Below are 18,349 nucleotides of genomic sequence, written 5' to 3' on the forward strand. Positions count from 1 at the left end.
TCTTACTTTGCTTTGCATCAGGTCTTCGGAAACAGGAGCGTCGGCGTCGCATCGGACGCAAGCCAAGATTGTGTTTCATCTGCTACCCCTCCCCTCGCATATGCATACCAAATTTACTGCGAGACGTGTGCGGGAATGTGTTGTGGATTCGACATGCTGGATGCCATGTCGCCGGATCCCGACAGGAAACCCTTGGGAATCAACGGTAGCCAGTTGCTACATGACGTGACATACAAAGCAAGGAATGCGGCCACTTTGGCCCCACTCAAGCTTTTGATTTTGCTTATGAAAGCGATGGTAGCGGGAGAGCGCTACCGCCTTTCCCCCCACTCGGAAACCCTAAGATATTTCCTACGGTGCTGGGCATGACAGCGCCGATCTCAGGGCGACATGTCACTGGCCCGTTAAGTTACGTTCCGCTGTTGGGCTGCTCCGTTATTCTGTGGTGACCTGAGAAGCCGGACCCGCGCCGAATCAGCCGCGACAGACGGCCGTTATTCAACCGAGTTATGTTGCTGCCCCTAAATTCTGAATTGGACGGGTTTAGCCATCTCGGGAAGGGTACGCACGCAAAAGCAACGGCCGCAGTCTGCACACGTCCTACGGCAACGAGGCGCAAGGCGGAAGGACTTAAGTCCATTTGCAGTGGTCGACAGAACGCAAACAGAGGTCCGAAAATGATCACTCCCCGAAAAACGCTTGATCGCTTGTTCGGTGATACTGAAGGCTCTGCCCAGCGGCTGACCAGCAGCGACGCCGTCATTACTACCCGTCGCGCTTTTCTGGCCGCTGGCTGTTTTTGCCTGGCCTGCAGTTTCGCGACGCCTCTGTTCGCCGATGCGCCCATCGTGAAAAGCCAGGCGCCGGGGTTCTATCGCCTTGCAGTCGGTGATTTTGAGATAACTGCGCTATCCGATGGCACCAAGATGCTTCCTACGAAGTTGCTGCAGGGCGACGCTGCGCGGATCGAAGAGCTGCTCAAGCACGACTATTTCGGCGATCTCGTCGAGACCTCTCACAATTCATTTCTCGTCAATACCGGAGCCACGCTGGTCTTAATCGACGCCGGCGCGGGGGCACTGCTGGGGCCGACCACGGGTCAGCTGCTAAGCAATCTCAGCGCATCGGGTTATCGGCCGGAACAGGTCGACGAGCTCTATCTCACGCATCTGCACACTGATCATGTCGGCGGTCTCATGGCCGACGGCCAGAGAGCTTTTCCCAATGCGATTGTCCGTGTCGACAAGCAGGACACCGATTACTGGCTAAGCGAGGCAAACATGCGCGCCGCTCCCGCCGAAGCGAAACGATTCTTCGAGGCTGCCGCCGCATCGATCGCCCCCTACATGCAAGCCGGCAAGCTCGTCGTTTTCGACGGCAACACCGATCTCGTGCCTGGTGTGCGCGCGCAAACGGCCTATGGGCACACGCCCGGACACACCATGTACGTGGTCGAGAGCAGGGGCGAGAAGATAGTGCTGTGGGGCGATGTCGTGCATGTCGCGGCGGTGCAATTCAGGGATCCTTCAGTGACGATCCAGTACGACGAGAACGCATCGGAGGCCGAACGCGTGCACGAGCTGGCATTCGCGGATGCGGCGGAGAACGGCTACATCATCGGCGGCGCCCACATATCGTTTCCCGGGCTTGGCCGCGTGCGACGCGACGCCGAGAAGGTCTATACCTATGTGCCCCTGAACTACGGATAGGCAATCGCTTCCCCCGCGATGCGCATCTGTCCGCGCAAAGAGGCATCGTGGACGTCGCTCGTTCTCCGCAAGGCAAGGCTATGCTTGCCGTGTGGGGGCATCGTGTCCAGTCGGCGCGCCATCTAAGGGCGATCCGCAAACTTCTCCCACCAGCGATCGGAACCATTGGTGGGCGGGGTGAGTGTGCGATCTTTCGTGCCAGATCAGCTTGTAGAGCAGTTTTTCCGTTTCGAACGGCAGGTCGCGCACCACCAGATCGCGCTCATTCGCAATGGCACGCCACGGCCCGTTGAAGAAGCCAAGCGGCACGCAGGTGAGAAGATCGCTGCGTGAGACAATTTTCAGCGCGTCGGCAAAGTGATTGACGACGGCAGCGATTGCCCTCGTCCGCCCCGTAAGGCTCAGCCAGCCATCCACCAATCCCAGTTCCAGACCGGATGGCGTCACCAGAACGTGCGCCGCGGCGGTGAACTGATCAAGGGTCAGACTTTGCGACAGCGCATGCCCTCTGCGCATGACGCAGACATAGCGATCCGTCCGCAAGCTTTGCACATGCATTTCTCGCGGCAGCGAGGCAAACATGCCAACGGCGCAATCAAGCGTGCCGTGATCGATTCCTTCCAGCGAGCCTTGATGACTATGAACAGCAAAGGAAACCCGGGCGCGTGGGGATGCGGCCTGCAGCTTCAGCGTGATTGCGCAGACACCTTCCACCGCAAGACTGTCGGTGACGGCAATTCGAAAACTGGTCGCATCGGATGCTGGATCGAAGTCGTCGGGGGCGAAGGAGGCACGGATCGCCGTAAGCGAGCGATGAAGTTCGGGCCACATCGCGACCATGCGTGACGTCGGCTGGACCCCCGTCGCTGTCTTGAGGAAGAGCTGATCCTTCGTCAGCTTGCGGGCGCGACGCAAGGCGTTGCTCACCGCCGGCTGGCTCATCGCCAGGCTGGAGGCCGCGCGTGTTACGTTCCTTTCCAGCATGATGGCCTCAAGGACTGCAATCAGGTTCAGGTCGAGACGCACGTTATTCACCCAGGAAATGACAGTTGCCTCTAATTCTAAATTGGACGCATCGACGGCGGCAAGCAATTCTGTTGCGCAGACAGGCGGGTCCATGGGAGTGCCCTCGCAACCCGGCGACAAGAATTTCCTGCTGAACAGAGGATACAGCATGAATGATATGGCTTTCGCGGACGAACTGCCGAAACTCACCGGCAAGATCAGCGCCGATCGCATTCGATTGATGCGAACACCGCGTCCGCCCAAGGACCTGGTCGACGGCTTCAAGCGGATCGGCGACGCCACCAGCGTTATTTCGGATATTATGGATGAGCTCGGCATAACCGGCGCAATTGGCGCATCGCTTCTGAAGCCGACCTTGCCTTCGATATCGATCGTCGGTCCCGCGCTGACGGTGCGCAATATCGTGCAGCGCGAGCATGTCTACGAGACCGCGCGAAACCACGTCAACCGGATGGCGGAGTTCGAAGCCCACAATCTGGCATTGCCGGGCGACGTGGTGGTCATCGACGGCGTCGCCGGCGTTTCGAATATGGGCGGAATTTCGGCCCAGACGGGAAAGCGGCAAGGGGAGGCCGGAGCAATCGTGTCCGGAGGCATTCGCGACCTCGGTCATTCGCGGCGGGTCGAATACCCGCTTTGGGCGACCGAGATCACGCCTGTCACCGGCAAATGGCGGATCGAGACTGTGGAGATCAATGGCGATATCCAGATCGCCGGCGTGCGTGTCGCCCCGGGCGATATTGTCGTCGCGGACGAAACCGGCGTCTGCTTCATCCCGATCGCCCGGGCCTCCGAGGTCCTCGCAAAGGCGCTGAAAAAGTCAGCTTCTGAATGGGCGAAGTGTGAAGCAATCGACGCGGGCACCGCCGTCGCGGACCTGCCGGGCAATGCATAAGTGATGGATCATCCGGTGAAAAAACTGCGCATCGCCATCATCAATGACTACCAGGACGTGGTTCGCACGCTGGACTGCTTTTCCAGGCTGGACGGTCACGACGTCACCATCTGGACCGATATCGTTGAGGACGTCGACGTCCTGGCCGATCGCCTGCAGGAAGCGGATGTGCTGGTGCTGATGCGTGAGCGCACAAGGATCGACGAGAGCCTGCTCGGCCGTCTGCCCAATCTGAAGCTGATCAGCCAGAACGGCCACATCCCGCATATCGATCTGGCGGCTTGCGACAGGCATGGCGTCGTCGTTTCGTCCGCGATCACGTCGCGACCATCTTACTCGACGGTGGAATTTACCTGGGGCTTGATCCTGGCAGCGATGCGCAACATCCCGTTCGAGAGCGCCTCGCTGAGGCAAGGCCATTGGCAGACGACCATCGGGCTCGGCCTCAGGGGCCGTATTCTCGGCATCTATGGTTTCGGCCGGCTCGGCTCGATGGTCGCGCGGATCGGCGCGGCCTTCGGCATGGATGTGCTGGTCTGGGGGCGGCAGGGCTCGCTGGACCGCGCCAGGTCCGAGGGATTTGACACCGCCGCCAACAGGGACTCACTGTTCAGGCAGTCGGATGTGCTCAGTTTGCATCTGCGGCTGAATGCCGAGACCACCGGTGCGATCGGTCCCGACGAGCTGGCCTTGATGAAGCCAACCGCTCTGCTGGTGAATACCAGCCGTGCCGAGCTTGTTCAGCCGGGAGCTCTGGTGGCGGCGCTGAAGAGTGGCCGTCCCGGCAAGGCGGCAGTCGACGTGTTCGAACGCGAGCCGCTCACCAATCCGGATGACCCCTTGCTAAGGCTTCCCAACGCGCTGTGCACGCCACACCTCGGCTATGTCGAGCGCGACAATTACGAGTTCGCCTACGGCAACGCGTTCGACCAGATCGTAGCCTTCGCGGCGGGAAGCCCGATCAACGTGCACAACGCCGATGGCGCAAAGCAGGATCACTGAAATGAATCTCGAACTCGACGGCAAGATCGTCCTGATAACCGGCGGAAGCAAGGGAATAGGGCTGGCTTGCGCTCGCGCCTTTGGCAGGGAGGGGGCTCGCGTGGTGATCGTATCGCGCAGCCAGCAGAACCTGGACGCCGCGAAAGCAACGCTGGTCGCCGAGGGCCTGTCGGCAGAGAGCTTCGCCGCCGATCTGTCGGATGCGCTTGCCGCGAAGGAGATGGTGGCAGCCCTTGAGGACCGGGTGGGACCGATCGCGTCCCTGGTCAATTCGGCCGGCGGCGCCAGGAGAGTTCCTCCCGACGAACTGACGCCGGAAAAATGGCGCATTGCGATGGACGCGAAATTCTTCACCTACATGAACGTCATGGACTACGTCCTGCCGCTGATGGTGGCACGGCGCGCCGGCACCATCGTCAATATAGTCGGCACCGGCGGCAAGATCGCATCACCCATGCATTTGCCGGGAGGGGCCGCCAACGCGGCGCTGATGCTCGCCTCGGCCGGTCTGGCGGCTGCCTGGGGGCCGGCAGGCATAAGGGTCAACGTCCTCAACCCCGCCGCCACCATGACCGAGCGCCTGCAGATGTCGCTTGAAGTCGAATCCAGAATGACGGGCAAGACGACAGAAGAGCTGCTGCGGCTGAACGAGCAACGCATTCCGCTGCGGCGCTACGCAAAGCCCGAGGAGGTGGCCGACGCCGCGCTTTTCCTCGCCAGCGCAAGATCCTCCTACGTGACAGGGGCGTCGTTGACCATGGACGGAGGTCTCACGCCCTTGGTTGTCTAGCCGGTTCACAACGAGGGAAAACTACGGGAGGAAAAAATGTTCACTTGGTACAGAGAGTTGACGGCGCGAGAGCGGAACACCTTCTGGGGTTGCTTCGCCGGCTGGGCAGTCGATGCGATGGACGCGCAGCTCTTTAGCTTCGTGCTGCCAGTTCTCATTGCGGCATGGGGAATGACGACGGCGCAGGCAGGCTATCTGGCCACGGCGACGCTGCTTTCCGCGGCGATCGGAGGATGGGCCTGCGGATATCTCGCTGACCGTTTCGGCCGCGCCCGCATCATGCAGTTCACGATCCTATGGTTCTGCGTCTTCACCTTCCTTGCCGGCTTTGCCCAGGATTTCCAGCAGCTGATGGTGCTGCGCATCATGCAAGGGTTGGGCTTTGGCGGCGAGTGGGCCGCCGGCGCTGTTCTGATGGGCGAGATCATTCGCGCCGAACATCGCGGCAAGGCCGTGGGCACCGTCCAGAGCGGATTCGGCGTCGGTTGGAGCGCGGCCGCCATTCTGGCAGGCTTGGTTCTAGCACATTTTCCCCAGGATTATGGATGGCGCGTTCTGTTGATGATCGGTGTCCTCCCCGGCGTTCTGGTTCTCTATCTGCGCCGCAAGATCGAGGAGCCGGAGATTTTTGTCAGAACGCGCGACCTTGTCGAGAAATCCGGAATTCGTCCGGGATTGGGCGCGATATTCCAGCCGGAGACCTTGCGGATAACGGTGCTGTCCTCATTGCTTGCATTCGGCGTGATTGGTGTTGGTGGTGCGATCGTCAACTGGCTGCCCACCTTCATGAGGACCGTGCGCGAGCTGTCGCCGAGCGCTTCAGGGTACTACGTGTTCGTGGTGACCGGCGGTTCGTTCTTCGGATTTCTGGCGAGCGCATACCTGGCAGATCATCTGGGTCGGCGGCGGACGTTTCAGCTGTTTCTGCTGTGTTCCTGGCTGATTACCATTGCCTACATGTTTTTGCCGCTCTCCGGCTGGCCACTGATTGTCCTTGGCGCGCCGTTCGGGTTCTTCACGATCGGAAACTATGCGGCGCTGGGACCGTTCTTCACCGAGCTTTTCCCCTCCGCCATTCGCGCCAGCGGCCAGAGTTTCGCCTATAATTTCGGCAAAGCGGCAGGCGCGGCAGCTGTATCCAGTATCGGAATACTGGCGCAATACATCGGCCTGGCGGAGGCGATCGGCCTGGTGGCACTTTTGGGCTACAGCATCGCTTTTGCCGCGACCCTTATGCTGCCCGAGACGCGTGGAATGGAACTGACTTCCGGCTATGAGCCTACTGCGCCGCGCCCCGACACGGGCGGTTCTTCGCCGCCCGCCCGGGCGGCAGCTTTGCATGCGAGACGATAGCCGGCCCAGATTGCGCTTGTGTGCAACCAGATTCGCAGCCGGTCACCAAGCAGCTCGGAAAACGTCCCACGGACCAGGACTCGCCAAGGATCGACAGAACATGCGGAAGTTCCTTTCTAGACCAAGGAGAGATCAATGAAGTCAACTTTTCCATACTTTGTTTTTGCCATGACCCTAATGACACAAGGTGGCATGGCCCAAGCCCAAACCGCAGGTGGGCCAATGCAGATCATTGTTGCCACACCCCAGCAGCTTTCTGTCTCGGAGAGCGCATCGAAGACTGTCGGGGTGTCCCAGGTCCAGGGACAAAGCGCTAAGATGCTCTATGGCGATGCCGCGAAACCTGGACTTTACACGGTTTTATTGCTCCTCGAACCACACAAGCGCATCATGCCGCTATCACATCCCGACTCCCGGTTCGTGACAGTCCTGTCGGGAGCATTCTACGTTGGGTTTGGCGACACTTACGATGAGACCAAACTCAACGCGCTTCCGGCCGGAGGTATCTACACTGAACCCGCCAACACCAACCATTTTGGGGAGACGCGGGATGAGCCAGCCCTCGTTGCGATCACCGGATATGGGCCGAGCGGAACCACCTACGCAAATCCCGCCGATGCGCCAAATGCGGTCGAGAAATAGGTCCGGTTCCCGCCAGGAACTTTCGCCGAGGAAACGCGTACATGGGCGGTGTCCTGCATGCCACTCCAGATACCAAACAAGGCGACAAAGTGTACTTCGAGCGACGGATAGAGCACAGAAGTGATAGGATAGGAGAACAGATGTCTCGATCGCCAATGGCCAATCCGCCAGAAGTGGGCACGCAAGGAAAGATAGCCGCGAGCCGCCGTAAGAGCGTCACCGCCGAAGGGCTCGCCCACAAGCATCCGGTTCCCAATGCCTGCCGGATCGGCAACTTGGTGTTCTCTGGAGCGATTCACGGTGTCAATCCAACCACTCACGAGTTGCCGGCCGGGATGGCCGACCAGTCGGCCAATGTGTTTGCCAATATGCGTGCCATCATCGAGGCCGCAGGCGGCAGCGCCGAGGACATCATCAAGGTGGAGATCTATCTTCGCGACAGCGGTGACAGGAATGCCGTGAATGAAGAATGGCTGCGGATGTTTCCCGATCCGCAGTCGCGTCCGGCCCGGCACGTTCGGCCGTTGCCCCCGGACAGCCCTTCACTGGTACAATCCGAATTCATTGCAGTTCTGGAGGATGCTTCTGATCCCGGCACAAAGCCCTGGAGCTAAATGTGCTGTCGGCGGGTGGAGCCTCGTACCACACCGTCATTGCCTTTCGGCCGCGTCGCGGTGAGGCCGGTCTCGATGGACCTGAGAAGCGCCAGCGCATCGTCGAGCCTGCTGGCGTCGCCACCGGCGGCGGCAGAGACGGCGGCGCCCCACTCCTTGCGCACCAGGGCGTAGTTGTCGGCGCCGCGCCGCGTGCGGTAGACGCTGACGCCGCGGCGATCTTCCGGATCGACATGCCGCTCGATAAGCCCCTTTCCTTCCAGATCGCGCAGCACCGTGGAGAGGTTGGTGCGTTGTAGCCCGATCGCGACAGCGATCTGGCTGGGCGTGGCCGAGGCGAACGCCATTCTTGGCCAGCCTCCCCGGATCGGACGAAGCTGCGAACTATGAATACGCGATACCCCTCCAGACTACGCCCCCGCCTAGCACACCGCGCCGATCCTGGTCGCTCGCCTGTTGCTCCACCAAGCCCTTGGCCTCGAGCGTGCAGTGCCGCAGGGAGCTTGGTGCGCTAAGGCCCTGTCGCGGCAGCGAGCTCCGACGGCGCGACTGACCCCGAGCGGTGGAGCTGGCGCACCACCACCCCTCCTGCTGCGATAGGGCCACGGCGGTGCGGTCGTGATAGCCCGCCGCCTGGAGCCCGCGTGAGCGCGAGGCCGAGGTCGACCAGCTCGGCCCGAGCGTCAACTGTCTTCTCAGGCCTGGGCATCGGCGAGGTGGGCGGTGACGGGAGATTGCGGCGCGGGCATTGAAAAGAGATTCATACATATATATGTGTACATAACTATGTATGAATTATCAAGAAAGGCCCTACAATGAACACCTCACGACGAAACCTCTTGCGCGCAACGGTCACCGGCGGAACCGCACTAGCGGTGACCGCTCTGCTTCCCGGCTCTAGAGCCCGCGCCGCCTCCGCGCCAGTCGGCCCAACCCAGTACGTCAAGGGGGTCGACGTCCTGCCGGACACCTCCCATGCCACCGACGGACTGATGGAGCATGTCCGTGGCTACTTCCAGGCCAAGACCGACAAGAATCTCGACTGGCAGATGTCCTCCTTTTCCCGCGAGCAGTTCACCTACATCGACGGAATCTTGGGTTGGCACTGGTACAGCTGGGAGGCGATGCGCAAGGCGCTCGCCAGTTGGTTTCCCACCTGGCCAAAAAGCAGCATGTCCTATCCCACCCGGCTCCTGGGCGACACGACCAGCGCGATCCTGATTTTCACCGACACACCCGGGATGTTCGGCCCAGGCCAGGTTCGCAACTACGGTGCCGTCAACTTCGGCCGCGACGGTAAGATCGAGCGGTGGGTGGATTACTGGGACGCCCGCCAGTTCGGCGTAGCCGCCTGGAAGAAAGAGGAGAAGTCCCCTGGTGACTGGCCGACCAATTTCCGCGAGGACACAGTAGGCGAGACCGCCTCACCCTTGATGCGTGGCGTCGTCGCCAAGCTCCACAGCGCCTTGCGTGACGGTGATATCTCGGCCGCGATGCAGCTCTTTTCCTCCGACGCAGTCTATGAGGACGTAGCAGCGCACATCCAGATTGCAAGTCGATCCAGTATCCAGAAATACTTGGCCAAGGCCGCCGCCATCCTACCGTATGTCGGCCATGGCACCGGCGTGCGTCACGTGCTCGGCAACGACTTAGGCGGCGGTTACGAATGGACCGCGGCCGGCGGCCCAGTGCCTCGCGGCATCACGGCACTCGAACTAGACCCTTGGGGCAAGATCTGGCGATTCTCCGCAGTGTGGAACGGCGCCTACGCCGATGATGGCCTGCTCACTGCCTTCGCGGCCAAGGCAATCGAGTACTGAGCTTGGGGCGTGAATTTGCCCCGCTGTTCCGACGGGTCTGGTGATGGGGCGGTGCAGAACACACTCGGCGCTCTTGACGAACTCGGCCGGCTCGGGGTTGCGGCTGTCTGAGGCGCTTTCGGTCGTTGGCTTCGGCGATGAGCTCGGCTGCCTCTGGTGTGGTCAGGGGGATAACCACAATGCGCCTGCCGGTCTCCGAGCTTGCCGCCTCCTACTGGCTCTGGTTCCTGCATCAGCTTAAGGCCGAAGCGCCCGGCACGCCCTTCGCCGCGCTCTCGCCGCCGGAGTTGATGCTCCGCGACAGCGTCGAGCGGACCCCCGGGCTGACCACGCCCTATGTCATCTGTACCCGCCGATCCAGTCGAAGACGCTCTGAGTGGCGGCCGGCCCGATCAGCGTCCTTCGCGCCGCTGCTGAACGAGCGCGCAGACGAGATGCTGGAGGAGGTCGACTGCCGCGTGAGGGTCGGCTCGGTCAGGACTTTCGGCGCTGGCCAGCAGCTCCCCCCATTCGCGGCGAACCAAGGCGAAGTTGCTTTCGCCGCGTGCCGTGCGCCGCACCAGCACGCCGCGCCGGTCCTGGTCGCTCGCCTGTCGCTCCACCAGGCCCTTGGTCTCAAGCCCGCGCAGCGCCGCGGAGAGATTGGTGCGCTGCAACCCTGTCGCGGCGGCGAGCTCCGACGGTGCGACCGGCCCGGAGCGATGGAGCTGCCGCATCACCACCGCCTCCTGCTGTGACAGGGCTACCGCGGCGCGGTCGAGATATCCGGCCGCCTGGATCTCGCGCGCGAGCGCGAGGACGACGTCGGCGAGTTCGGCCCAGGATTCAACCGCCTCAGAAGACCGCGGGGGCGGAGAGGCGGGCTGGGGTGAAAGATCGGGATTAGCCATGACCTGACGATATAGCTCCGTTGCAGCGCGGGGGGTAGACACAAAAGAGATTCCTATATAGTGATTAAAACATCACTATATAGGAATCATCAGATGACCTCCTTCGATTTATCCGATCCAAGTCCTGCGCGTCTGTCTCCGACGCTCATGGCTCGCGCGGGTGGGCTGCATGACGTCGGCGTCTACACGCTTCTCGCCGGCGCCTTCCTGCCCATCGCCGACTTCTTCATCGTCAATGTGGCGCTACCGACGATCGCCACCTCGCTGAAGGCGACGCCGGCCGCACTGGAGCTGGTCGTTTCCGTCTACGGTGTGGCCTATGCCGCGGCACTTGTACTGGGCGGCAGGCTGGGCGATCGCTTCGGTCGTCACACACTGTTTCTGATCGGGCTTTCCGGCTTCATATTGGCCTCGCTGGCATGTGGCTTGGCGCCAACCATCGAGGTGCTGATTGCCGCCCGGCTGGTTCAGGGCGCCACTGCGGCAATGCTGGTGCCGCAGGTGCTCGCGACCTTCCAGGCCACGCTGGAAGGCGATCGCAAGACCCGGGCCATCGCGCTTTACGGCGCGACCTCGGGTGTTGCGGCAGTTGTCGGCCAGCTCGCCGGCGGGCTGCTGGTCAGCGCCAATTTGTTCGGCGCCTCCTGGCGTCCGATCTTCCTGATCAATATCCCGCTCGGCGTCATCGTGTTCTTCGCCTCGCGGCTTGTCGTGCCGGCCAACCGCTCGCCACACCCGGCCGGTATCGATCTGCCCGGCACCGTGCTGTTTGCGGCTACGCTGACGACCCTGCTGGTGCCGCTGACCGAAGGCCATTCGCTTGGCTGGCCTGTGTGGACCCGGGCGATGTTGGCGGCAGCCGCGGTACTGGCCATCGTTACCGTGATGGTCGAGCGGGCGACCGAGGCACGCGGAGAGGTGCCGCTGCTGCCGCCGTCGTTGCTCAAGCTGCGGTCGATGTCACGTGGTCTCGCAATGATCACGCTATTCAGCGTCGGCTTCGGGGCGTTCATGTTCGTCTTCGCGCTCACCGTCCAGAACGGGCTCGGCGCCAACGCATTCGAAAGCGGTCTCGCCATCCTGCCGATGGCGGTCATGTTTTTCATCGGCTCCATGGTCAGCACGCGCATGATCAATCAATTCGGCCGCGGCGCGCTGGCGGCGGGCGGCATCGTGCAAGCGCTTGGGCTGGCCTTGCTGGTAGGGATTACCGTTTTGGGCTGGCCGAAAGTGAACCTGATCGAACTGGCCCTGCCGCTCGTCCTGATCGGCGCCGGACAATCGATGCTGTTTTCCGGCCTGTTCCGAGCCGTTCTAGCCGATGTTCCAGCTCATCTCGCCGGCATCGGCAGCGGCGTCCTCATCACGCTGCAGCAGTCCGGTCTTGCGCTCGGAGTCGCAAGTCTTGGCACGCTCTATCTGGTACTGGAGCCGGCAAGCATTTCGAGAGCCTTCGGCATCGTCATCGCATGCCAGTTTGCGATCATCGTGATATTGGTGCTGTGCACGGGGCTGCTGCCTCGCTTCACCAGCCGCCAGACCAATGCGCAGCCGGTGGAGATGTGACACCCAACGAGGCCGGCCAGACGGATTTCTCGCCCAGAATAGACGCAGTTCTTTGGCGCGGCGGTGCCTCCGCCACTCGGGCGGCATGCGCCCAATTCCGGCGCAGCTCCGTTCGTGGAAGCTGTTGCGATCGCAGACCCAGACTCGATCGTCTTGCCCGGAAGAATATCTGGTTCGACACCGACGAATGAGGTCCACTCAAGGGGCGCTTCAACGTCGGCGAGAGTGCCCAATGTGGATGATGGTAGCGGTTACTTGCGTAACCGACTGATATCGTTGACCAAGTGGTAGCGGGAGAGCGCTACCGTCTTTCCCCCCACTCAGGAGACTTGCAATATTTTCTACAGTGTCGGGCGTGATGGACCTGTCCTGGCTGTAGAACCTAACCCGGAAGTTATCCACGACGCGAATGGCAGCTTTGCGCCGGTGGGTTCAACCGGTCATCGCAACACCTTCTGTAGCCTATCGGCCGGCGTTTCGAAGTCCAGGGTTTTTCGGGGTCGCTGATTGAGCCGCAGGGCGACGGCGTTGAGTTGGGCCTGCGAGACATGGGAGAGGTTAGTTTCTCTCGGGAAGTACTGCCTGAGCAGACCGTTGGTATTTTCGTTGCTGCCGCGCTGCCAGGGACTTCGCGGATCGCAGAAGTAGACCTGTAGATCGGTTGCAACGGTGAAGCTTTTGTGCCGAGCCATCTCCTTGCCTTGGTCCCACGTTAGCGAGCGCCGCAACTCTTCGGGCAATGTGCCGATCGTCTGGGCGAGGGCCGCCACGACGGTGGCCGAGTCCCTCCTCGCTACCCTTACAAGCATCGTGAACCGGCTGTGTCGCTCGACGAGGGTGGCGATGTGCGTGTCGTTCGCCCCGGTGAGCAGATCACCCTCCCAATGGCCTGGGATGGCGCGATCCTCAGCCTCGGCGGGGCGCTCGCGGATGGAGATCATATCGAGTATTTGTCCTTGCCCCGTCCGGCTCTGTGCGCCTTTGGCGAGCCGCATCTGTCGTTTGGTACGCAGGTGCGCTGTTAGTTCCTTCTTGAGCACCCCTCGCGACTGGATGAATAGACTGCGATAGATCACTTCATGAGATATCCGCATGCTTGGATCGCCTGGGTACTCTCGCCTCAGCCAGCCCGCTATCTGCTCCGGGGACCATTGCAACGCCAGCTTTTGCGCCACCCGCCATCGTAGCCGCCCAGAGCACGCCAGGCGACACTGCTTCGGGCGCAGCGCTCGCTCCCAAGCATGCTTGTCGGCCCGGGTTGCACGATACGCTTGTGCGCCGCCATTGCGCGAGATCTCGCGACATATTGTCGATGGGGATCGCCCGAGACTTCGTGCAATAGCGCGGATTGCAAGACCCGCCGCGATCCCGCGAGAGATCTCTTCGCGCTCCGCCAGCCCGAGCGTCAAGGCCGCTCTACGTCTAGCTGACGGAGCAATGCCGCCGTGTAAGGATACGATCCGCTGAACGCCGGTCTTGTTCCGGCGGTCAAGTGCCCGCGAGATCGACGAAATGCTCTGACCTCGCTTCCATCGCTCCCAAAGCTCGGCCTTCTGCGCTGACGTAAACCAGATCCGTGACGTCACCATGCAACACCTCCTCATCCTCTCAGATTAAAGCGTGTTGCGATGACCGGTTGAACCCACCGCCCAATAGCGGCCATTGAGGTGACTGTCGCCACTGCCTGAAAGCTGACGTCGCAGGCGACCGCGCTGGAGGTCGTGGCGCGCGCCAACAGCTGACTTTCGCTCGGTGTCGAAATGAGGCCAATATCGAACAGTCGGCAATTGTAGCTATTCTTTTACCTTGTTGACACAACCAAGTATTATCATTCCTGAATTTACCGCGCCTTAGGCGGAGAGACGTCATTGTACGATCGGCGTTTTTTCCAAGGAATGACAAATCTTGCTAGGTGCGGTTCTGCAGGTGCTGCCGGGTCGGTTCATGGATGTGCGCATGCGCGTATCCAACGGCTACGAAACGCGTGTCGTGGAGCGACCCGGGCTCTGGATGACGCCAGCAGAGCTGGAGCAGTTGAGCCAGGATTTGCGTCTGGTTGCGTCGAAAACCTTGAAGGCCGGCAGCCTGACCTATGGCGTGTTTTCCGGTGATCGCAGCCGGTTGGAACATTCTATCATCACCATCGTCTATAGGCGAAGCGACGGGCGGCCGATCGCCTTCAACGCGCTGGCGCTGATGGAGATTTCGCTGGCCGGCAAGCCTTATGAGGTGCTGCATCTCGGCCTGGTCATGGTCGATCCGGACGAGCGCAGCCGCGGACTGAGCTGGATCCTCTACGGCCTGACCTGTTTCCTAATGTTCCTGCGCAATCAGCTCAGGCCGATCTGGATCTCGAACGTCACCCAGGTGCCCGCCGTCGTCGGTATGGTCGCGGAGGCCTTCACCAATGTGTTTCCCGGCCCGCATGCCGGTGCGCGGCGCTCGCTGACCCATGTGCTTCTGGCGCGGCAGATCATGGCGCGCCACCGCCATGTCTTCGGTGTCGGTCCCGAGGCGGGTTTCGACGAAGAGCGCTTCGTAATCACCAATGCCTATACCGGCGGCTCTGACGATCTGAAGAAATCGTTCGACGAGGCGGCCAAGCATAGGGTCGCGACCTATAACGAGTTCTGCCAAAAGGAGCTCGACTACGGCCGCGGCGACGATGTGCTGCAGATCGGCCAGATGAATTTCCAGGCCGCGCGCACCTATCTCGCCGATGCGGTTCCGCGCGGATCGCTTGCCGCCCTTGCCCTGGCGGGAGCCGCCGCCACGCTGCAACGGCTGGTGCTGCCGGTGGTTTACTGGGCCGACTCCAGCCGCCAATGGAATGTGTTGAGACCATGGACGCATTAGCCTTCAATTATGAGGAGTTCACGACCCGCAACATCGGGTTCGTCAGCGAAGCCCAGCAGGCCAGGCTGCGGGACGCGACCGTATTCGTCTGCGGGACCGGGGGCATGGGTGGCGCCTGCATCATGGCGCTGGCGCGCATCGGGGTCGGCCGGCTCATCATCGCCGACCTCGACACCTTCGCCATCTCCAACCTCAACCGGCAGGTCTTCGCCTTCATGGGCACCGTCGGACGGCTAAAGGCGGAGGCGACGCGCGATCTCTGCCTGACGATCAACCCGCAGATGCAGATCGTGGTCTATGGCAAGGATTGGCCGGAGCACGCCACATCAGCGATCCGAGACAGCGCCATCGTCGTCAACGGAACCGACGATCTCGGTGCCTCGCTGCTGCTGTACCGCACCGCAAGGGGACTCGCCCGCACCGTCGTCGACGCCTATGCCTCGCCGCTGCCGTCTGTCTATGTGACCAGGCCCAGTGACCCGATGCCGGAGGAGCGTCTTGGTTATCCAACATCGGGGACGGCCTGGGATGCGCTCACGCCGGAGCAGCGCGCCACCGCTTTTCTGCACGAGGCCGAATATGTCGTTCTCAACTCCTCGTCACGCCACCATGTCGACCTCGCAATGGCCGGCGAGGTTGCGGCGGGAAAGCGCAGCCGCATGTCGTTTGCGCCGATGGTCGTCACCACGGGCATGCTGATGGCCTATGAGGTTACCGCCGGTATCCTCGGCAACGCGCATGGCGCCGACTGCCGCGGCTGGTTCTTCAATCCTTACAAGGGACGCGTCGAGCGGCCGCGCAATGTACTGGTCGCCGCGCTCCTGCGGCCCATCGTACGCCGTTTTATGCTCAAGTTGATGGCAGCGGACCGATGAGTTTCGACGGCACGGTCGTCGCCGACACCATCACCTCGCTGGCCGCGCTGGTCGGCCTGCTGATCGTGATCTCAGTCGTCGGCGGGCGCGACACCGGTGATCCGCTGTCCCGGTGCTTCCTATTCGGCCTCAGGGTGCTGGCAGTGCTGCTCGCTTGCCGCATCCTCGACTGGACGACCGGCCTTGCCATCTTCCGCTTCGTTACCATCGTGGCGGCGGGTCTGCTACCGCTGGCGGCGCTGCTGCTGACCGAAGGATTGCTGCGCCGGCATGCGCCGTTTGCGCTCAAATTCTTCGCCGCCGGAGGTGCTGCGCTGTTCTTCTTGCTGGCGCTGCTTCCAGAGCGCTTCGCCGAGCCATGGCGAATGGCCATGCTTCTGCTCTTCCAGTTCGGTGGCTTCCTGGCGATCGGCTGGCTGGTGATGACGCGCGATCGCGACAGTCTTTCGGCAGCCGAGAACCGCACGGTCGAGCGCATGGCGCTGTCGCTGCTTTTGATCATTCCGTTCATGATCACCGATTACCGGCCCGGCCTGTTCGAGGTTCCGGTGCGGCTCGGCGGCATCGCCATCCTGTTCCTGTGCTGGCTGACGATCGGCCTTGGACGCGCGAGCCTTGGCCATCGCGACACGATCGGCGCTTTCGCCGTCATCGCGCTGAGCTCGGTGTTTGCCGGGCTGGCGCTGGGTGGCATCGACGATCTCGGCTGGCGCGGCAGCGTGCAGGGCGTGGTGATCGTGCTTTCCGCGACGCTGCTGGCCGTCATCTACAATGACAGCGTCAGCCTGACCGCTGAAAAGCGCCGCGACTCCCTGCTGAGGCACATGGCCGAGGGCGACCTCACCGATTCGGCGCGCTTCCTGCGTGGCCTGCAGCATCATATCCTGGTCGACGGCGCGTTGATCCTGCCGGCCGCCGACCTTGGCGATTTCGACCTGAAGGTGCTGGCCCGGGCACTGGAGCAGGTTCCCGTTCTCTCGCTCGCCCATGTGCAGCCGGAGGCGCCGGTCGACCAGGATATACGCGAGCAGCTGGCCTGGCTGTTCGAGAAGTACGAGGCGACGCATGTGCTTCTGGCGACGCTCGAGCCGTTGACCGTGGTGGCACTCAACATGCCGGCGCTGGCATCATCGCCGGGCGTGGAGATGGAGCTTCGCGCCGTCCAGCGCATGGCCATGCTGATCTCGCAGCGGGAGGCGAAGGGTTGATCGCCATCGTCGAGCGCGACATGGCCGCGTTCTTTCGCGCGCCCTTCAACGCCTATGGCAGCGACACGCGCTACGTCTCGCCGATGCTGAGCGATCTGAAGCGGTTTCTTTCGGCAAGGACCAATCCGCTTTTCGCCAGCGATGAGGATTTCAGCTTTTTTGCCATCCTACGCGACGGCAGGCCGGTCGGGCGGATCACCGCGCATGTGCACCGGTCGTCGAACACGCTCTACCCGCTGAACCGCGCCTATTTCGGCTATTTCGATTGCGCCGACGATGCCGAGGCTGCCGCCGCCCTGCTTCGTGCTGCCGAGGGGTGGGCGCGCAAGCGCGGGTTTTCCGAGATCAACGGCAATTTCAACCTGACCGCCATGCAGCAGGCCGGCGTGGTGACGGACGGTTTCGAGCACCAGCCCTATACCGATCAGATCTGGGGCCCGCCGCATCTGCCGCGCCTGCTTGAGGCGAACGGCTATGCCGCGTCGTTTCCGATGACGACTTTCGAGCAGGACATTTCGACACTCGATGCCGGCCGGCTGACCACGCCGGAGCAGCGCGAGGCGCTGGCCGACCAAGGCTTCAGCTTCGCGCCGGTGACGCGGGCGACCTTGTCGGAGCGGCTGGAGGATGCTCGTACCATCCTCAACGACAGCTTTCGCGACAATCCGATGTTCGTGCCGGTGACGAAAGAGGAATTCGATTTCCAGGCCAAGGAGATGAAGTGGGTGATGGACCCGCGCATCTCCACCGTCATGCATCATCAGGGGCGGGCGATTGGCGCGGTCATCGTCATTCCGGACCTTAACCCGCTGGTGAGGGCGACCGGTGCGCGGATCGGCTGGTCGACGCCCTGGCACTATTTGAGATACCGCGTGGCGCGTCGACGCGCCGTCGTCATCTTCCAGGGCGTGCTGCCGGAATACCAGGGCAAGGGGCTCAATCCGCTGATGCTGGCGCACGCACTCGGCGCCATGCGTAGCGCCGGCTACCTCACAGTCGGCGGCACCTGGATTGCCGATGTCAACAAGGCATCGCTGCGCCAGGCCGAAAAGAGCGGTGCGCAGCCGCTGCACCGCCTGCATCTCTATTCCAAGGTTTTGTAG

Annotated in this window: 17 protein-coding genes; 13 read left to right on the plus strand and 4 right to left on the minus strand. The window is 62.1% G+C overall.

The annotated features are described in order from the left end of the window. Positions 1-677 precede the first annotated feature (677 nt). Complete coding sequence (locus ACWGTO_RS09580) at positions 678-1,709, plus strand: MBL fold metallo-hydrolase (protein ID WP_454574611.1); 1,032 nt, start codon at positions 678-680, stop codon at positions 1,707-1,709. 78 nt (positions 1,710-1,787) lie between these two features. Here the strand turns inward: ACWGTO_RS09580 and ACWGTO_RS09585 are convergent, their stop codons facing one another. After that, on the minus strand, positions 1,788-2,828 hold the full coding sequence (locus ACWGTO_RS09585; protein ID WP_454574612.1) for a LysR family transcriptional regulator: 1,041 nt from the start codon (positions 2,826-2,828) through the stop codon (positions 1,788-1,790). A 55-nt stretch (positions 2,829-2,883) separates the two neighbouring features. Here ACWGTO_RS09585 and ACWGTO_RS09590 point away from each other — a divergent pair, with 55 nt between their 5' ends. The 6 genes from ACWGTO_RS09590 to ACWGTO_RS09615 all read left to right on the plus strand — a co-directional run bounded on the left by ACWGTO_RS09590 (position 2,884) and on the right by ACWGTO_RS09615 (position 8,031). Beyond that, positions 2,884-3,630, plus strand: a complete 747-nt coding sequence (locus tag ACWGTO_RS09590; RefSeq protein WP_454574613.1) for an RraA family protein — start codon at positions 2,884-2,886, stop codon at positions 3,628-3,630. Positions 3,631-3,645: 15 nt separating this feature from the next. Continuing rightward, complete coding sequence (locus tag ACWGTO_RS09595; RefSeq protein ID WP_454574614.1) at positions 3,646-4,632, plus strand: D-2-hydroxyacid dehydrogenase family protein; 987 nt, start codon at positions 3,646-3,648, stop codon at positions 4,630-4,632. A gap of 1 nt (position 4,633) precedes the next feature. Beyond that, on the plus strand, positions 4,634-5,422 hold the full coding sequence (locus ACWGTO_RS09600) for an SDR family NAD(P)-dependent oxidoreductase (protein WP_454574615.1): 789 nt from the start codon (positions 4,634-4,636) through the stop codon (positions 5,420-5,422). A gap of 36 nt (positions 5,423-5,458) precedes the next feature. Then, positions 5,459-6,775, plus strand: coding sequence for an MFS transporter (locus ACWGTO_RS09605; RefSeq protein WP_454574616.1), 1,317 nt, complete (start codon positions 5,459-5,461; stop codon positions 6,773-6,775). A 135-nt stretch (positions 6,776-6,910) separates the two neighbouring features. Further along, complete coding sequence (locus ACWGTO_RS09610; protein ID WP_454574617.1) at positions 6,911-7,417, plus strand: cupin domain-containing protein; 507 nt, start codon at positions 6,911-6,913, stop codon at positions 7,415-7,417. Between the two features lie 41 nt (positions 7,418-7,458). Beyond that, positions 7,459-8,031: a RidA family protein gene (locus ACWGTO_RS09615; RefSeq protein WP_454574618.1), complete on the plus strand. Its 573-nt coding sequence runs from the start codon at positions 7,459-7,461 to the stop codon at positions 8,029-8,031. Here the strand turns inward: ACWGTO_RS09615 and ACWGTO_RS09620 are convergent. Continuing rightward, positions 8,028-8,378, minus strand: a complete 351-nt coding sequence (locus ACWGTO_RS09620; protein WP_454574619.1) for a MarR family transcriptional regulator — start codon at positions 8,376-8,378, stop codon at positions 8,028-8,030. The genes ACWGTO_RS09615 and ACWGTO_RS09620 overlap by 4 nt on opposite strands. Positions 8,379-8,846: 468 nt before the next feature. On the opposite strand from ACWGTO_RS09620, the gene ACWGTO_RS09625 reads away from it, so the two are divergent. Beyond that, positions 8,847-9,851: a hypothetical protein gene (locus tag ACWGTO_RS09625; protein ID WP_454574620.1), complete on the plus strand. Its 1,005-nt coding sequence runs from the start codon at positions 8,847-8,849 to the stop codon at positions 9,849-9,851. A gap of 392 nt (positions 9,852-10,243) precedes the next feature. On the opposite strand, the gene ACWGTO_RS09630 is transcribed toward ACWGTO_RS09625, so the two are convergent. Continuing rightward, positions 10,244-10,741, minus strand: coding sequence for a MarR family winged helix-turn-helix transcriptional regulator (locus tag ACWGTO_RS09630; protein WP_454574621.1), 498 nt, complete (start codon positions 10,739-10,741; stop codon positions 10,244-10,246). 147 nt (positions 10,742-10,888) lie between these two features. On the opposite strand from ACWGTO_RS09630, the gene ACWGTO_RS09635 reads away from it, so the two are divergent. Continuing rightward, the gene (locus ACWGTO_RS09635) at positions 10,889-12,307 is read left to right on the plus strand and encodes an MFS transporter (RefSeq protein WP_454574622.1); all 1,419 of its coding nucleotides are present in this window, start codon (positions 10,889-10,891) and stop codon (positions 12,305-12,307) included. A 440-nt stretch (positions 12,308-12,747) separates the two neighbouring features. Here the strand turns inward: ACWGTO_RS09635 and ACWGTO_RS09640 are convergent, their stop codons facing one another. Further along, positions 12,748-13,896: an IS30 family transposase gene (locus ACWGTO_RS09640; RefSeq protein WP_454574623.1), complete on the minus strand. Its 1,149-nt coding sequence runs from the start codon at positions 13,894-13,896 to the stop codon at positions 12,748-12,750. A 316-nt stretch (positions 13,897-14,212) separates the two neighbouring features. Between ACWGTO_RS09640 and ACWGTO_RS09645 the strand changes: the two genes are divergently transcribed. The 4 genes from ACWGTO_RS09645 to ACWGTO_RS09660 are packed head-to-tail and all read left to right on the plus strand — an operon-like array spanning position 14,213 to position 18,349. After that, a complete protein-coding gene (locus tag ACWGTO_RS09645) occupies positions 14,213-15,163 on the plus strand; it encodes a hypothetical protein (RefSeq protein ID WP_454574624.1) in 951 nt (316 codons plus the stop codon). Next, on the plus strand, positions 15,151-16,038 hold the full coding sequence (locus ACWGTO_RS09650; protein ID WP_454574625.1) for a HesA/MoeB/ThiF family protein: 888 nt from the start codon (positions 15,151-15,153) through the stop codon (positions 16,036-16,038). Before ACWGTO_RS09645 ends, ACWGTO_RS09650 begins: the two co-directional genes overlap by 13 nt. Next, positions 16,035-17,246, plus strand: coding sequence for a hypothetical protein (locus tag ACWGTO_RS09655; RefSeq protein WP_454574626.1), 1,212 nt, complete (start codon positions 16,035-16,037; stop codon positions 17,244-17,246). The genes ACWGTO_RS09650 and ACWGTO_RS09655 overlap by 4 nt, the downstream gene beginning before the upstream one ends. Beyond that, entirely contained in the window at positions 17,243-18,349 is a 1,107-nt protein-coding gene (locus tag ACWGTO_RS09660) for a GNAT family N-acetyltransferase (RefSeq protein WP_454574627.1), read from the plus strand. Before ACWGTO_RS09655 ends, ACWGTO_RS09660 begins: the two co-directional genes overlap by 4 nt.

It is taken from the genome of Mesorhizobium sp. PL10, assembly GCF_053714315.1.

Coding starts and splice junctions, on each gene's coding strand:
- ACWGTO_RS09580 (WP_454574611.1), top strand. CDS start 678: ATGATCACTCCCCGAAAAACGCTTGATCGCTTGTTCGGTGATACTGAA.
- ACWGTO_RS09585 (WP_454574612.1), bottom strand. CDS start 2,828: ATGGACCCGCCTGTCTGCGCAACAGAATTGCTTGCCGCCGTCGATGCG.
- ACWGTO_RS09590 (WP_454574613.1), top strand. CDS start 2,884: ATGAATGATATGGCTTTCGCGGACGAACTGCCGAAACTCACCGGCAAG.
- ACWGTO_RS09600 (WP_454574615.1), top strand. CDS start 4,634: ATGAATCTCGAACTCGACGGCAAGATCGTCCTGATAACCGGCGGAAGC.
- ACWGTO_RS09605 (WP_454574616.1), top strand. CDS start 5,459: ATGTTCACTTGGTACAGAGAGTTGACGGCGCGAGAGCGGAACACCTTC.
- ACWGTO_RS09610 (WP_454574617.1), top strand. CDS start 6,911: ATGAAGTCAACTTTTCCATACTTTGTTTTTGCCATGACCCTAATGACA.
- ACWGTO_RS09615 (WP_454574618.1), top strand. CDS start 7,459: ATGGGCGGTGTCCTGCATGCCACTCCAGATACCAAACAAGGCGACAAA.
- ACWGTO_RS09620 (WP_454574619.1), bottom strand. CDS start 8,378: ATGGCGTTCGCCTCGGCCACGCCCAGCCAGATCGCTGTCGCGATCGGG.
- ACWGTO_RS09625 (WP_454574620.1), top strand. CDS start 8,847: ATGAACACCTCACGACGAAACCTCTTGCGCGCAACGGTCACCGGCGGA.
- ACWGTO_RS09630 (WP_454574621.1), bottom strand. CDS start 10,741: ATGGCTAATCCCGATCTTTCACCCCAGCCCGCCTCTCCGCCCCCGCGG.
- ACWGTO_RS09635 (WP_454574622.1), top strand. CDS start 10,889: ATGGCTCGCGCGGGTGGGCTGCATGACGTCGGCGTCTACACGCTTCTC.
- ACWGTO_RS09640 (WP_454574623.1), bottom strand. CDS start 13,896: ATGGTGACGTCACGGATCTGGTTTACGTCAGCGCAGAAGGCCGAGCTT.
- ACWGTO_RS09650 (WP_454574625.1), top strand. CDS start 15,151: ATGGACGCATTAGCCTTCAATTATGAGGAGTTCACGACCCGCAACATC.
- ACWGTO_RS09655 (WP_454574626.1), top strand. CDS start 16,035: ATGAGTTTCGACGGCACGGTCGTCGCCGACACCATCACCTCGCTGGCC.